This is a genomic window from Mesorhizobium sp. M6A.T.Cr.TU.017.01.1.1 (assembly GCF_004023115.1).
GTDB classification, from domain to species: domain Bacteria; phylum Pseudomonadota; class Alphaproteobacteria; order Rhizobiales; family Rhizobiaceae; genus Mesorhizobium; species Mesorhizobium mediterraneum.
Genome location: NZ_RZTA01000145.1, coordinates 1 through 13,808, shown reverse-complemented (window position 1 = coordinate 13,808; position 13,808 = coordinate 1). Strand labels below are relative to the sequence as shown.

At 61.9% G+C, this 13,808-nt stretch carries 14 protein-coding genes, 1 tRNA gene and 1 pseudogene; 7 read left to right on the top strand and 9 right to left on the bottom strand.

Going from position 1 to position 13,808, the window contains the following annotated elements; genetic code table 11:
- The 3 genes and pseudogenes from EOB36_RS30045 to chvE all read right to left on the bottom strand — a co-directional run.
- Positions 1–597: pseudogene (locus tag EOB36_RS30045) on the bottom strand (sugar ABC transporter permease); the annotation flags it as partial.
- Entirely contained in the window at positions 594–2,126 is a 1,533-nt protein-coding gene (mmsA, locus tag EOB36_RS30040; protein ID WP_095488011.1) for a multiple monosaccharide ABC transporter ATP-binding protein, read from the bottom strand. The gene mmsA and the pseudogene EOB36_RS30045, both read right to left, overlap by 4 nt.
- A 99-nt stretch (positions 2,127–2,225) precedes the next feature.
- On the bottom strand, positions 2,226–3,290 hold the full coding sequence (gene chvE, locus EOB36_RS30035; RefSeq protein ID WP_095488013.1) for a multiple monosaccharide ABC transporter substrate-binding protein: 1,065 nt from the start codon (positions 3,288–3,290) through the stop codon (positions 2,226–2,228).
- A gap of 311 nt (positions 3,291–3,601) precedes the next feature.
- On the opposite strand from chvE, the gene EOB36_RS30030 reads away from it, so the two are divergent.
- Positions 3,602–4,591 (top strand): LysR family transcriptional regulator, encoded by a 990-nt coding sequence (locus tag EOB36_RS30030; RefSeq protein ID WP_095488015.1) that lies wholly within the window; start codon positions 3,602–3,604, stop codon positions 4,589–4,591.
- A gap of 20 nt (positions 4,592–4,611) precedes the next feature.
- On the opposite strand, the gene EOB36_RS30025 is transcribed toward EOB36_RS30030, so the two are convergent.
- Positions 4,612–4,685 (bottom strand) — tRNA-Gly (locus tag EOB36_RS30025).
- A 78-nt stretch (positions 4,686–4,763) separates the two neighbouring features.
- Positions 4,764–6,563, bottom strand: a complete 1,800-nt coding sequence (locus EOB36_RS30020; RefSeq protein WP_245461340.1) for an acyltransferase family protein — start codon at positions 6,561–6,563, stop codon at positions 4,764–4,766.
- On the opposite strand from EOB36_RS30020, the gene EOB36_RS35505 reads away from it, so the two are divergent.
- Together EOB36_RS35505 and EOB36_RS30015 are read left to right on the top strand one after the other, a co-directional pair.
- Complete coding sequence (locus EOB36_RS35505) at positions 6,462–6,860, top strand: hypothetical protein (RefSeq protein WP_245461341.1); 399 nt, start codon at positions 6,462–6,464, stop codon at positions 6,858–6,860. The two genes, EOB36_RS30020 and EOB36_RS35505, sit on opposite strands and share 102 nt — an antisense overlap.
- A 41-nt stretch (positions 6,861–6,901) precedes the next feature.
- The gene (locus EOB36_RS30015; protein WP_095488019.1) at positions 6,902–7,165 is read left to right on the top strand and encodes a DUF6460 domain-containing protein; all 264 of its coding nucleotides are present in this window, start codon (positions 6,902–6,904) and stop codon (positions 7,163–7,165) included.
- A gap of 52 nt (positions 7,166–7,217) precedes the next feature.
- On the opposite strand, the gene EOB36_RS30010 is transcribed toward EOB36_RS30015, so the two are convergent.
- Positions 7,218–8,120: a histone deacetylase gene (locus tag EOB36_RS30010; RefSeq protein ID WP_127203570.1), complete on the bottom strand. Its 903-nt coding sequence runs from the start codon at positions 8,118–8,120 to the stop codon at positions 7,218–7,220.
- Positions 8,121–8,237: 117 nt separating this feature from the next.
- On the opposite strand from EOB36_RS30010, the gene EOB36_RS30005 reads away from it, so the two are divergent.
- The gene (locus EOB36_RS30005; protein ID WP_128286302.1) at positions 8,238–9,575 is read left to right on the top strand and encodes an MATE family efflux transporter; all 1,338 of its coding nucleotides are present in this window, start codon (positions 8,238–8,240) and stop codon (positions 9,573–9,575) included.
- Between the two features lie 28 nt (positions 9,576–9,603).
- On the top strand, positions 9,604–9,882 hold the full coding sequence (locus EOB36_RS30000) for a hypothetical protein (protein ID WP_095488021.1): 279 nt from the start codon (positions 9,604–9,606) through the stop codon (positions 9,880–9,882).
- A 74-nt stretch (positions 9,883–9,956) separates the two neighbouring features.
- Here the strand turns inward: EOB36_RS30000 and EOB36_RS29995 are convergent, their stop codons facing one another.
- Complete coding sequence (locus EOB36_RS29995; protein WP_127290345.1) at positions 9,957–11,033, bottom strand: quinone-dependent dihydroorotate dehydrogenase; 1,077 nt, start codon at positions 11,031–11,033, stop codon at positions 9,957–9,959.
- The gene (locus EOB36_RS29990; RefSeq protein ID WP_164758999.1) at positions 11,030–11,380 is read right to left on the bottom strand and encodes a DUF952 domain-containing protein; all 351 of its coding nucleotides are present in this window, start codon (positions 11,378–11,380) and stop codon (positions 11,030–11,032) included. The genes EOB36_RS29995 and EOB36_RS29990 overlap by 4 nt, the downstream gene beginning before the upstream one ends.
- 109 nt (positions 11,381–11,489) lie before the next feature.
- Here EOB36_RS29990 and EOB36_RS29985 point away from each other — a divergent pair, with 109 nt between their 5' ends.
- Together EOB36_RS29985 and EOB36_RS29980 are read left to right on the top strand one after the other, a co-directional pair.
- Positions 11,490–11,927, top strand: coding sequence for a hypothetical protein (locus EOB36_RS29985; RefSeq protein WP_128286301.1), 438 nt, complete (start codon positions 11,490–11,492; stop codon positions 11,925–11,927).
- Positions 11,928–12,052: 125 nt separating this feature from the next.
- The gene (locus tag EOB36_RS29980; RefSeq protein WP_095488092.1) at positions 12,053–12,712 is read left to right on the top strand and encodes a response regulator transcription factor; all 660 of its coding nucleotides are present in this window, start codon (positions 12,053–12,055) and stop codon (positions 12,710–12,712) included.
- A gap of 35 nt (positions 12,713–12,747) precedes the next feature.
- Here EOB36_RS29980 and EOB36_RS29975 read toward each other — a convergent pair.
- Positions 12,748–13,808: hybrid sensor histidine kinase/response regulator (locus EOB36_RS29975; protein ID WP_164897658.1), on the bottom strand; the 1,061-nt coding region annotated here is incomplete at its 5' end.

Below are 13,808 nucleotides of genomic sequence, written 5' to 3'. Positions count from 1 at the left end.
CGGCGGGATAAGAGTCAACGAGCCGATCACGTCCGGAATGAAGCCGGAACTTAGCGCCTTGAAGCCGACCGGAAGCGGCCCCACGGAAGACCCGCCACCCAGCAGCGCCTGGCAGATGCCGCGGAAGATCAGCATCCCCGCCAGGGTGACGATGAAGCTTGGTATTCGGTGATAGGCAATCCAGTAGCCTTGTGCCGCGCCGATTGCGCCACCGACGATCAGGCAGATGATCGACACCACCAGCGGATTGCTGAAAGGGCCGAGAGGCCAGATGACCATCATCATCGCTGCCAGCGCGCCGATGAAACCGGCGACGGAGCCGACGCTGAGATCGATATGGCCGGAGACGATCACCAGCAGCATGCCCAGCGCCATCACGATGATGAAGCTGTTCTGCTGCACCAGGTTACTCAGGTTCACCGGTTTGAACAGCGTTCCGGACGTCGTGAACTGGAAGAACACCATGATGAGGATCAGCGCCAGGATCAGGCCGTATTCGCGCAGGTTGGTGACCAGCGCCGAGACGGCAACGCGCGGCCCCTGCTGCACATCTTCGGCGACGCCGCTTTTCGGCACGGGAGCGCTTTCGGTGCTCATGATGCTTTTCCTTCTCCGCGAACGATGGCGCGCATGATCTTTTCCTGGCTGGCATCGCTCGCCGCCATTTCGCCGACGATACGCCCTTCGTTCATGACATAGATGCGGTCGGTGATGCCGAGCAGTTCGGGCATTTCCGACGAGATGACGATGATCGCCTTACCCTCCGAGGCGAGACGCGCGATGATCGTATAGATTTCATACTTGGCGCCAACGTCGATGCCGCGCGTCGGCTCGTCGAGGATCAGCACTTCCGGATTGGCGAACAGCCACTTCGACAGCACCACCTTCTGTTGATTGCCGCCCGACAGGTTGCCGGTCATCTGATAGACGCTGGACGAGCGGATGTTGGTCTTGGCCTTGTAGTCGTTGGCTACCGCAAGCTCGCGCATATCGTCGATCACGCTATGGCGCGACACGCCGGGAAGATTGGCCAGCGTGATGTTGTGCTTGATATGATCGATTAGGTTGAGACCGTAGGTCTTGCGATCCTCGGTGACGTAAGCAATGCCATGTTCCACCGCCTTGCTGACAGAGGAGACATCGATGGGCTTGCCCTTGAGCAGCACTTCGCCCGTGATGCGGCGGCCATAGGAGCGGCCGAACAGGCTCATCGCGAATTCGGTACGTCCAGCACCCATCAGCCCGGCGATACCCACCACCTCGCCCCTGCGGACGTTGATATCGATGCCCTTGATCACCTGCCGCTCGGCATGGATCGGGTGATAGACCGACCAGTTCTTCACCTCGAGCACGGTCTCGCCAATCTCTGGCTCTCGCGGCGGGAACCGGTCGTCCAGCGAACGGCCGACCATCGAGGTGATGATGCGGTCTTCCGAGATGTCTTTCTTGGGCAGCGTCTCGATGGTGCGCCCGTCGCGGATGATCGTGACCTTGTCGGCGACCCGATTGATCTCGTTGAGCTTGTGCGAGATCAGGATCGAGGTGATGCCTTGCCGCTTGAATTCGAGGAGCAGATCGAGCAGCGCCTGGCTGTCCTTTTCGCTGAGCGATGCCGTCGGCTCGTCGAGAATGAGCAGCTTCACTTCCTTGCTGAGCGCCTTGGCGATCTCGACCAGCTGCTGCTTGCCGACGCCGATATTGGTAATCAGCGTCTTTGGGTCTTCCTTGAGGCCTACCTTCTTGAGCAGAGCGCCGGTGCGCGTCTCGTTGGCGTTCCAGTCGATGATGCCGAATCTGGCCTGCTCGTTGCCGAGAAAGATGTTTTCGGCGATCGACAGCATCGGCACCAGCGCGAGTTCTTGGTGGATGATGACGATGCCGCGGCGCTCGCTGTCGTGGATGCCTTTGAAATGGCACTCATCGCCGCGATAGATGATTTCGCCGTCATAGGTGCCGGATGGGTACACGCCCGAAAGCACCTTCATCAGCGTCGATTTGCCGGCGCCGTTCTCGCCGACCACGGCATGGATCTCGCCTTCCTCAACGCTGAGGTTGACATTCGACAGCGCCTTGACGCCGGGAAACGTCTTGGTGATGTCACGCATCTCCAAAATCGTCGAGGTCATCAGGAATTAAGCTCCTCCGAGATCGGCAAACATACCGGCCTCGCTGGTTAACGAAAAGGGGCCCTGCGTTGCGCAGGACCCCAGACTTTGCAACTGCGGTTACTTCAGCTCTTCGGCCTTGATGTAGCCGGAGTCGACCACGAGGGCCTGGTAGTTCGACTTGTCGACCTCATGCGGCGTCAGCAGGATCGAGGGGACGACCTTGACGTCGTTGTTGTAGGTCGTGGTGTCGAGGCCTTCCGGCTTGCCGCCCGAGAGCACCTTGTCGACGAGCTCGACCGTCGCCTTGGCGAGTTCGCGGGTATCCTTGAACACGGTCGAGTACTGCTCGCCGGCGATGATCGCCTTGACCGAAGCGGTCTCGGCGTCCTGGCCGGTGACGATTGGCCAGGGCTGGTCGGCCGTGCCGTAACCAACGGCGCGCAGCGAGGCGATGATGCCGCGCGACAGGCCGTCATACGGCGAGAGCACGCCATCGACGCGGCTGCCATCCGAGTAGTTGGCGGAGAGCAGATTGTCCATGCGGGCCTGGGCGGTCGCTGCCAGCCAGCGCAGCGTGCCGACCTTGTCCATGCCCATCTGGCCGGACTTCACGACGAGGGTCTTGTCGTCGATCAGCGGCTGCAGCACCGACATGGCGCCGTTGTAGAAGAAGAAGGCGTTGTTGTCGTCCGGCGAACCGCCGAACAGCTCGACGTTGAACGGACCCTTGTTTTCGGGATAGCCGAGGCCCTTGAGCAGCGATTTGGCCTGGATGACGCCGACGCCGAAATTGTCGAAGGTGGTGTAGTAGTCGACATTCGCGGTCTTCTTGATCAGGCGGTCATAGGCGACGACGACGACGCCGGCGTCAGCCGCCTTCTGCAGCGCGTCCGACATCGTGGTGCCGTCGATTGAGGCGATGATCAGCGCCTTCGGGCCTTTGGTGATTTCGTTTTCCAGCTGGCTGAGCTGATTGGGGATATCGTCCTGCGCATATTGCAGGTCGACAGTGTAGCCCAGAGCCTCGAGCTGGGACTTGACGGCGTCGCCGTCGTTGATCCAGCGCTGCGAGGTCTTTGTGGGCATCAGCACGCCGACGAGGCCTTCGCCTGCCTGCGCCGGGACCGTCATGGCCGCGATGCCAAGGGCCGCGACGGCGGCCAGTGTCTTGATGATCTTCACATTAACTCTCCCTGTTTGATGGACGCGCACCCTGGGTTTCGTGGGCCGCGCGATCGTGCAGGAGCGCCAAACGCGCCGCTGCCGTCATATCGATCTCCGGTATCCTCCCAATCGGCCCTGAGACTCTGGTTCCAGTCGATGCGATTTTTCTCGCTGGCGACGGTCAAGCTTCAGGACGCGCAAAGGGTGTGGCTCTTTGCCATAACTGTCAAATGCGATCTTTGATGGTTGCTATACCGAAACTGATATATTGAAAGCCGACGAAGACCTGGCCGGATTGCCGGTGGCCACGAGCGGGACAGAAAAAGACGATGGCGGCGCTGCGGAATCCTGATGGACTTTCAGCCGGTTACGAAGAACCCCCCGGCGACGGAGAGATCCTGCTGCGCAGCGGCCTCAGCCTGCGCCACATGCGCATGATCGCAGCCCTTGACGACCATGGCCGGGTCAGCGCGGCAGCCCAGGTCATGAACATTTCGCAGCCCGCCGCCTCACGGATGATCGCCGAGATGGAGGCAGTGCTCGACGTCAAGCTGTGCGAAAGGCTGCCGCGCGGCATCACGCTGACGCCCTATGGCAAGGCATTGGCGAGGCGCGCGCGCTCGATCCTGCTCGAGATGCGTGAGGTCGACCGCGAGATATCCGAGCTCAAGGCGGGCAAGGGCGGCTCGGTGTTCCTGGGCGCGGTGACGGCCCCTGCGATCGAGCTCGCCGTGCCGGCGATCCGCGAAATCCGGCGCATCTATCCGCGTATCGAGATCACCATGCAGGTCGAGACCTCCAATGTGCTGGCGCGCGAGCTGATCGCCACGCGTCACGATTTCATCATCGCGCGCATCCCCGACGACCTCAATCCACGGCTGTTCGAGGCCCGCGTCATCGGTGTTGAAAAAGCCTGCCTGATCGTGCGCCGCGGCCACCCGCTCGCCAAGGGCAAGGCGGTGCGGCTGGAGGAGACCGCTGCCTACGACTGGGTTTTCCAGTCGGGCGGCTCGCCACTGCGCCAAGCGATGGAAAGCAATTTCCTGAACCGCAACATCGCGCTGCCGGACCGCATCCTCAACACCAGTTCGCTGCTTCTGACCCTGGTCATGGTCGCGCAGTCGGACGCCATCGCGCCGGTGTCGATTCAGGTGGCGAAATTCATCCAGAATCCCGAGGGGCTGGCCGGCGCCATCGACGTCGTCCAGACCGAGTTCGACATCGAGGTCAGGCCCTACAGCCTGATCACCGTGAAGAATCGCGTGCTGTCGCCGGCAGCCAAGATGCTGCACGACTTTATCTTGAGGGAGGTGGGTTGAGAGAGAGGTGGGCTGACGGCTGGAGCGGGTAGCGGGAATCGAACCCGCGCGTTCAGCTTGGGAAGCTGACAAGCTACCATTACATCATACCCGCGCAGCAGCCTCGTTACCACGCAATCCGGCGTTCGGGCAATCGTTAAGCGCGCATTCGAGCTTTGCCCGCCGCCCGCCGCTACTTCGTCGTGGCAAGGGCATCGTCTACCGCAAACACCGGCCAGTATTTCGCAATGGCCCGCGTGGCCCCTATCGAGGAGAAATGGCCATAGTCGAAATAGAGAAACTGGCCTGCGTCGGCGTAGGAGCAGCGTCCTGCGCTACAGAGGAATTCGAGCGGATCGATGAAGGTGGCGCCTTTGGTAAATGAGCGCACGCGGTTGTTGATGTCGGGATCCATGGCCATCGGCCAGGACGTATCACTGAGATTTCCGCGCTTTGCGAAGAATGCGATTTTCCGAACGTCGGTTATGAACTGCGGAGACTGGCCGATGACAAACACGCGCACACCCAGGCCATGAAGCGTATCGATCGTTTGCTGGAGACCGTCGAAACTCCTGGCCTCATAGTCGGTCCACCGGCCGCTGAGTACAACCGTCTTGATGCCGGCGTCCTGGATGACTTTCAGGGCCTGCTGATTGAACCGCATGCAATCCGGGCGTGCATAGGAGAAGTAAGAGAGGATTGGTGGACAGCCTGCGTATGTGTATTCGACGACGTTGGCCTGAAGCTGATTTATGTTGGCCTCCAGGCCCGATACATAGTGGGCGGCAAACGAGTCGCCCCACAACAAAACGGTTGTAGGGAAGCCGCGAGTGCGTGTGCAGTCCTTGATGTTCCAGCTTTCGATCCGGCTGGAGCCCTCGTTGAAACAGGTGCCCTTGAGCCAGTCCCCGACAGGGATCCGCTGTTGGGCATAGTCCGGAAACCGTTGCGGAAAACCGTTGCCGAGCGCCCCGGTCGCCCCGCCAACGCAAAGAAGAGCGATCGCGCCGGCTGAAAAGGCGAAGATGGGCATCGGGGCGGTGAAGCTCCTTTTCTGCCGAAACGGCTGCTCGATATACTTCCAGGAGAATGCAGCCAATGCGAAGCTTGCAACCGTCATCGCAACGGTCATCGACGGGTCGAGTTTTTGCAATGAAAGATAGTGCGCGAACGCATTGATCGGCCAGTGAACAAGATACAGCGAATACGAGATGAGACCGATCCAGACCAGCGGTCGGACTTCGAGTATGCGGCTAGCGATCGTCGAGGGGCTGTTTTGGCCGACATAGATGAGGAGTGCCGTTCCGAGGCACGGATACAAAGCGTTGTAGCCCGGGAACGGGTCGCTCTCCGAAATCGCGAAGAACCCGATGGCGAGAAGGCCAAATCCGGCCAGCCCCACCAGTTCCATAAGAAATCGATTGCTCAACGGCGGGGGCCGTTTCAGCATGAGCACAGCGCCCAGCATGAGTTCCCAGACCCGTGTCGGCAGCAGGTAGAATCCCGCGCTTGGCGCCAGCCATGTCGCCATCACCGCCAGCACGAAGCTGCCGAGAATGATCGGCAGGAGTGCTGTCAGCCAGCGCTTCGCAAAATAGCGATAGATCAGGAACATCAGGATTGGGGCAAAGATATAGTACTGCTCCTCGACCGAAAGCGACCACGTATGCAGCAGCGGTCGGAGCTCGGCATCGATGGAGAAGTAATTTGACGTTTTCCAAAAATAGATGTTCGACCAGAAAGTCGAGGCCGCTATGACGCTGAGACTGAATTCATGCAGATCTGACGGCAGAAGAATGAACAATGCCGCAATACAGGTGAGAAGCGTGACAAAGATCAGAGCCGGCAGAATGCGCCGGGCACGGCGCCAGTAGAAGCTGACGATCGAAAATTGGCCGCGTTCAAGGTCGTCCAGAAGACTTCCGGTGATCAGGTAGCCGGATATGACGAAGAAGATATCGACGCCGGTAAAGCCGCCTGGAATTGCCGAGATTCCGAAATGGAAGAGTACAACCGGCAGCACCGCAACAGCCCTAAGGCCATCGATATCGCGCCTGTACTTCATTCAAGAAGCCCTGTGTTCGCAGGTCACGGCGAGACGGCGCAGTCCGTCCATAGTCGGGCGATGAGTCTGGCAGATCAATATCAACGGATTACCCTCTGTCCTCCAATTTTGCTGCGCTGCAACATAGGTGTCAAGGTCGGCGAGCAGACAATCCGCAAACCGCCGTGCGGAGCAACTGGATTCAGCGACCACCTTGATGCCAGCGCGGCAAGTGCGTATTTCTGAACCTGTACCCGAATCGGGTTAACCGAATCTGGAGACACGCCTTGTCCGCACTGACGCGCTTTCTCGGCGATACGCCGCTCCGGGTGCTTCTGAAGCTGCTGGTGGTATCGTTCCTCGTCGGCCTTGTCATGAACGCTTTCGGCTGGTCGCCGGTGGATGTGCTCTACGGCATCCGGAATTTCTTCGTCGATCTCTGGAATCTGGGCTTCCGCGCCATTGACCGTTTCCTCGGCTACATCCTGCTGGGCGCGGCGATCGTCATTCCGGCCTTCCTCCTGCTCAGGATCGCCAACTACCGGAAATAGGTATGGCCCCGAACCTGCGGTTCGGCAAGGATCATGCTCAATCGGTCAGGCCTCACGCGAAGCCTGATGCCACTTCGAACAGGATGGCATGGCGCGCGGCAAGCGCCGCCACGTCAGTCGAATAGCCGCCGCCGATAACGCCGCAGACCGGGATGCGGAGCGCGCGGAAATGACGGATCACCATGTCGTCACGGGCGCGCAGCCCCTCGTTCGACAGCGATAACCTGCCAAGCCGGTCATCGGCATGGACGTCGACCCCGGCATTGTAGAAAACGATGTCCCAGGGCGCCCTGGCGGTGAGTTCCGGCAGAATGCCGCCCAACCTTTCGAGATAGGCCGCATCGCCGGTGCCGTCGGGCAGGGCGACGTCGAGGTCGGAAGCGATCTTGCGCGCCGGATAGTTACGGTCGCCATGCATGGAAAAGGTGAACACGCGCCGTTCATCGCCCAGAATGTCCGCCGTGCCGTCGCCCTGATGGACGTCGAGATCGACGATCAGGATGTTGCGGGCGGCAGCTTCGGCAAGCAGCACCAGCGAAGCCACGGCAACATCGTTGAAGGTGCAGAAGCCGGCGCCTTGCGCGCGCCGCGCATGATGGCTGCCGCCGGCGGTGTTGCAGGCGATGCCGTTCAGCAACGCCAGCCGCGCCGCCAGCACCGTGCCGCCCGTTGCGAGCTGCGCCCTGAGCGAGACCCGCGGACCCACCGGAAAGCCGATCTCGCGCTCGATCTTTTCAGGCACTTCGCAGGCCAGCACCTGATCGACATACGAGGCGGCATGAGCAAGCTTCAGCCATGATGCCGGCGCCGGCCTGGGCATGCTGAGCGCCTCGGGCCCGGCAAGTCCGCGCGCGCTCAGGGCTTCCATCAGCAATGGGTATTTGCTCATCGGGAAGCGATGGTTGACGGCAAAACCGGCGTCGTAGTCGGGATGATGAACGATCTGCAGTGGCATGAGCGCTCGGTGCGCCAGAAGCGGGTTTCGGTTGACCATGACGCGATGAAAGATTGCGCGGCGTCGGGAAACTGGGGCACATCGGCCATTCGAGCAAGCCGCAATGAGGGTCGGGTCCTGGATCAGGTGTCAGCAACGGCCAACAGACGGTCCTTTGTCGTCACCAACCGCTCGGTGCTCGCCATCGCGGTGCCGATGACGCTGGCCTATCTGACGACGCCGCTGCTCGGCATCGTCGACACCGCGGTGATCGGCCAGTTCGGCGACGCTGCCCTTCTCGGTGGCCTGGCGGCGGGTGCCCTGGTCTTCGACGTCGTCTTCACCTCGTTCAATTTCCTGCGCTCCGGCACCACGGGCCTCGTCGCCCAGGCGCTTGGACGTGGCGACGAACTGGAGGAACAGGCGGTGTTCTGGCGTGCCGTGCTGATCGCGGTCGTTGCCGGCATCGTGCTTGCCGCCCTTGCGCCACTGTTCGCCACCGCCGGACAGTGGTTCATGGATGCCGAGCCGCGCGTCAGCGAAGCGATGGCCGTCTATATCCGCATCAGGCTGCTCGCGGCTCCGTTCTCGCTGATCAACTACGCCATCCTCGGCTATGTGCTGGGGCGCGGCGAGGGCGGGCTGGGACTGATGCTGCAATTGGTGCTGAACGGCATCAACATCGCGCTCTGCATCCTGCTGGGGCTGGAGCTCGGCTGGGGCGTCGCCGGCGTCGCCTGGGCGACCGTCACCGGTGAATTCGTCGCCATGCTGCTCGGCCTGGCAATCGTCATCAGGCGTTTCTGGGCGGCACCCCGGCTGCCGCGCCATCGCGTCTTCGATCTGCCGGCATTCTTGCGCATGGCGTCGCTCAACCGTGACATCATGATCCGGTCGTTCTCGCTGCTCGCTGCCTTCGCGCTATTCACCCGCCAGGGCGCACAATTCGGGACGGTGACACTGGCCGCCAATGCGGTGCTGATGAACTTCTTCCTTATCGCCGGCTATTTCCTCGACGGTTTCGCCACGGCAGCCGAACAGCTCGCCGGGCGGGCCATCGGCGCGCGTGCCGCCATGCAATTCCGGCAGGCGGTGCGGCTGACCCTGTTCTGGGGCTTCGGGCTGGCGGCCACGGCGACGCTTGTCCTTTTGCTGGGCGGTACCGATCTGATCGCCCTGATCACGACGTCACAAGATGTTCGCGCCGTTGCCGACATCTATTTGCCTTGGGCGGCATTCACCGCGCTCAGCGGCGTGCTGGCGTTTCAGATGGATGGGGTCTTCATCGGTGCGACCTGGTCGCGCGATATGCGCAACATGATGCTCTTGTCGTTCCTCGTCTTCAGCGCTGCCCTGCTCATCCTGGCGCCGGCCTTCGACAATCACGGCCTGTGGGCGGCGCTGCACGTCTTCCTGCTGGTGCGCGGCTTCAGCCTGCTTGCCATTTTGCGCTTGCGGATCCGGGCGGCGTTTTAGGCAGTGTCCTGGTCACATTCGGCACAGGGTGGAAAGCGATCCTATTTTCCACAGGCTCTGGCGTCAGCAGATCGCTTGCACGTCCAGTCGATTTTGTTACGCTTTCCAGCAGCTTGATGCAGCAATTGCTCTGGGGAAAACTGTGCGAAGTTACCTGCCATATGTCTTAGGCGCGGCGCTGGGGCTGCTCGTTGCGTTCATTCTCTCCGCAATTTTTGGTGTCGGCGGAACTGCCCAGTTGCTTCTTTTTGGGTTGTTGCCTGCTATCGGCGGCGCCACCTGCGAACGGATCGTCAGTCGCAATTGACCCTGAACGAATGAGCGCAAATGGGTCGTGAGCGGATGCATCTCGAACTGAGACACTACGCTTTTTAGAGCAGTTTACAGTTGTTTCGACGCCCAGAAGTCGAGGCGGCGGTCACGCAGATCGCGGACAGATTTGAGCCGCTCTTTTTCCACGAAGCGGATCATTCCGGAAAGAATGCGGCCCGGCAGTGCGGGCCCGGCATAGATCATGCCGGTATAGAGCTGGACGAGATCGGCGCCGGCGCGGATCTTTTCCAGCGCCGTCTCACTGGAATCGACACCGCCGACGCCGATGATGGCGCGGTCCGGGCCAAGCAGTTTGCGCATCTTGGCCAGCACGATGGTCGAGCGCTCGAATAGCGGTTTTCCCGAAAGCCCTCCGGTCTCGCCGGCAAGGCCGGCGCTGCGCAGGCCAGTCCGCGCAATCGTCGTGTTGGAAACGATGACGCCGTCTATTGCCTTGTCGGTGACCTCGGCGGCGATATCCTCGAGCTCGGCCTCGACCAGGTCCGGCGCGATCTTGAGGAAGACCGGCGGCTGCGCGGCCGCTGCCGCCCGTGCGGCCATGACGCGCGACAAGAGCTCGCCGAGCTGCTGGCGCGCCTGCATGTTGCGCAGGCCGGGCGTGTTCGGCGAGGAGATGTTGACCGTCAGATAGGTCGCGTATGGCGCAAACCTGATAACGCCGCGTTCATAGTCACCGACGCGGTCGGCGCTGTCCTTGTTGGCGCCGATATTGACGCCGACGATGCCGGCGCGGCCCTTGCGGGCGGCAAGCCGTTTCTCGGCGCCTTCGTGACCCTCATTGTTGAAGCCCAGCCGATTGATCACCGCTTCGTCCGATGTCAGCCGGAAAATGCGCGGCTTCGGGTTGCCGGCCTGCGGCAGCGGCGTGATCGTGCCGACCTCGGCAAAGCCGAAGCCGAGGCCAAGCAGGGCATCGGGAACCTCGGCGTTCTTGTCGTAGCCGGCAGCCATGCCGAGCGGATTGGGGAAATCGATACCGCAGATGCTGACTTTCAGCCTATCGTCGCGCACCGGTCGCCCGGCCACCGGCAGCCCGCATTTCAGTGCGGCGATCGACAGGCCGTGGGCGGCTTCCGGATCGAATGCGAACAGGAGCCTCTGGCCGAGCCGGTCAAGCACGCTCATTCGGCCTCCAGCGCCGGGAATTGGTGGAGGCCATCGGCGCCCAGCGGCAACGGTTGCACCCAGACGACGGCCTTCAGGTCGAGCGGGCCGTAAAGATGCGGGAACAGCGCGCCGCCGCGCGAAACCTCGTATTTCAGCGCATCACCCAGTTTGGCTCCATCGATCGCGACCAGCAACAGCCCGGTCTGTCCGACGAAGTGTTTTGCAGCCGTTTCCCTGGCCTGCCCGGCGGTGGAAAAATGGATGAAGCCGTCGGCGACGTCGATCGGCGCACCGGTGAAGCGGCCATTTCTTTCGGCCTCGCGCCACAGCGGTTCGGGTACTATCTTGTAGATAATCTGAGACATGATTGCGCTATAGTCCGAACCAACCATGCGGGGAAGGGTGCGCCAGAGTTCTTCCCCATTTCCGGCGCAAACATGCGATAAATTGCGCTACTGGCCCATGGAGGACAATATGCGTCCGCAGTACGTCTTAATCCCCGCAGCGCTCGTCTCGCTCGTCGCGGCGTCGGCCTTTTCCGAGGAAGCGAACCGCTACCGGCTGGAAAAATCGGCCACCGGCTATGTCCGCATGGACACGCAGACCGGTGCGATGTCGATCTGCGAGGAGCGGGCCGGCCAGCTCGTCTGCAAGATGGCGGCCGATGAACGCGCCGCCTTCCAGGACGAGGTCGACCGGCTGCAAAATTCGGTGAAGGCGCTCGACGAGCGCGTCGTCAAGCTCGAGAACTCGCTGGCCGCCCGGTTTGAGTCGACGTTGCCCAGCGAAGAGGATTTCAACAAGACGATGAGCTACATGGAGCGCTTCCTGCGCGGCTTCATGGGTATCGTCAAGGACATGGAAAAGGACAGCGGCGAAGATGGCGCCAAACCCAATTCGCAAAAAACCTGAGCACCGGTCACCGGAAGAAACCCGGCGCATAGTCTTGCCGCTTGAAAATGGCTGATATCGCCGCATAATCGTCGACTGATCCCGTAAGAAGCAGACAATCATCAATGGGATTCGGGGAGGGCCATGTGCCGTCAGGCTACACTTTCGTCATTGCCGACGACCATCCGCTTTTTCGCGGCGCGCTGAGAGAGGCGCTTGCCGGCATCGGCAACGTCGCCGGCATTCACGAGGCCGGCGATTTCGAAAGCGCCAAGGCGCTGGTCGTGGCCAATGAGGAAGTCGATCTGGTGCTGCTCGACCTGTCGATGCCGGGCGCGAGCGGCCTTTCCGGTCTGATCTCGCTGCGCGGCATCCATCCGACGGTGCCGCTGGTGGTGGTATCGGCGCATGATGACCCGGTGACCATCCGGCGCGCGCTCGATCTCGGCGCTTCGGGTTTCATCTCCAAATCGGCCAGCATGGAGGAGATCCGCAGCGCTGTGCAGTCGGTGCTTGCCGGCGACATCGCTGCGCCCACCGGCATCGATCTCGGCGTCGAGCGCGATCCCGAGATCTCCGATCTGATCAAGCGGCTGCAAACGCTGACGCCGCAGCAGACGCGCGTGCTCGGCATGCTGGCCGAAGGGCTGCTCAACAAGCAGATCGCCTACGAACTCGGAGTCTCCGAAGCGACGATCAAGGCGCATGTCTCAGCCATTTTGCAGAAGCTTGGCGTCGACAGCCGCACCCAGGCGGTGATCCTGCTGTCCAAGATCGGCAGCGACCCGCTGCCGGCAGCCATCTGACCTCGGCACCCGGGGTCAACAAAATGTTGTGATCGTTACCCGGCCGCCGCCGCCAGTGGCCTTCCCCTGGCCATCATCGAGCGCAGCACCGCCGGTTTGAGCGGCTTGTTGATCACCGGCACGTCGAGCCTGGCGGCGGTGGCGCGCACCTCGCTCGATCGGTCGGCAGTGACCAGAACGGCCGGCATGTCCTGGCCGTGGATCGCGCGCAGTTTAGCGATCATTTCGAGACCGGTCTCGCCGTCGAGATGGTAGTCGGCAAGCACGATGTCGGGGCGATGCATGACGGATCTCCCGAGATCCTCAGAGCCGGAAAATGTGTCGACGCTGCAGCCCCAGCCTTCGAGCAGCAGCCGCATGCCGTCGAGGATGCGGGCGTCGTTGTCGATGCAGAGCACGCGGAGCCCGGCAAGCGAAGCTGCGGTGCGGACCGACGCTTTCGCCACGATCTCGCGGCGTGGCTCCTGCGCTGCCGCGACCGGCAGGATGACGGAAAAGCGCGTGCCTTTGCCCGGGTTCGAAAAGATCCGGATTTCGAGGCGCAAGACGCGAGCGATGCGGTCGACGATCGAGAGGCCGAGGCCGAGGCCTTCGGCCTCGCGCGCACCCTCGTCGAGCCGGGTGAATTCGCGGAAGACCGTGTTCAGCTTGTCGCCGGCAATGCCGATGCCGGTATCGATCACCTGTATCTCGACCAGTTCGCCGCGCCGCCGCACCCCGACCAGGACGTGGCCGCGGCGCGTGTATTTGACGGCGTTGGATACGAGGTTCTGGATCAGGCGGCGTAGGAGATTGCGATCCGTCATCACGCTGAGCGACGACGGCACGATCGTCAGGCCGAGCTTCCTCTCGGCGGCAAGCGGCTGGAAGTCGTTGCCGATCTGTCGCAGCAGCTCGTCCAAGCTGAAGACGGTGTCGTCCGGTTTCATCGCGCCGGCATCGAGGCGCGAGATATCGAGCACCGCGCCGAGAATGGTCTCGACCGATTCCAGCGAGGATTCGATGTTGATCGCCGCCTTGCCGGCCCGCCCCTTGCCGGCCTTTTCGATCAGCGACGAGCAATAGAGGCGGGCGGCGTTCAGGGGCTGCAGGATGT

Coding starts and splice junctions, on each gene's coding strand:
- EOB36_RS30010 (WP_127203570.1), bottom strand. CDS start 8,120: ATGCCACTGCAGATCGTTCATCATCCCGACTACGACGCCGGTTTTGCC.
- EOB36_RS29995 (WP_127290345.1), bottom strand. CDS start 11,033: ATGAGCGTGCTTGACCGGCTCGGCCAGAGGCTCCTGTTCGCATTCGAT.
- mmsA (WP_095488011.1), bottom strand. CDS start 2,126: ATGACCTCGACGATTTTGGAGATGCGTGACATCACCAAGACGTTTCCC.
- EOB36_RS29990 (WP_164758999.1), bottom strand. CDS start 11,380: ATGTCTCAGATTATCTACAAGATAGTACCCGAACCGCTGTGGCGCGAG.
- EOB36_RS29985 (WP_128286301.1), top strand. CDS start 11,490: ATGCGTCCGCAGTACGTCTTAATCCCCGCAGCGCTCGTCTCGCTCGTC.
- EOB36_RS30030 (WP_095488015.1), top strand. CDS start 3,602: ATGGCGGCGCTGCGGAATCCTGATGGACTTTCAGCCGGTTACGAAGAA.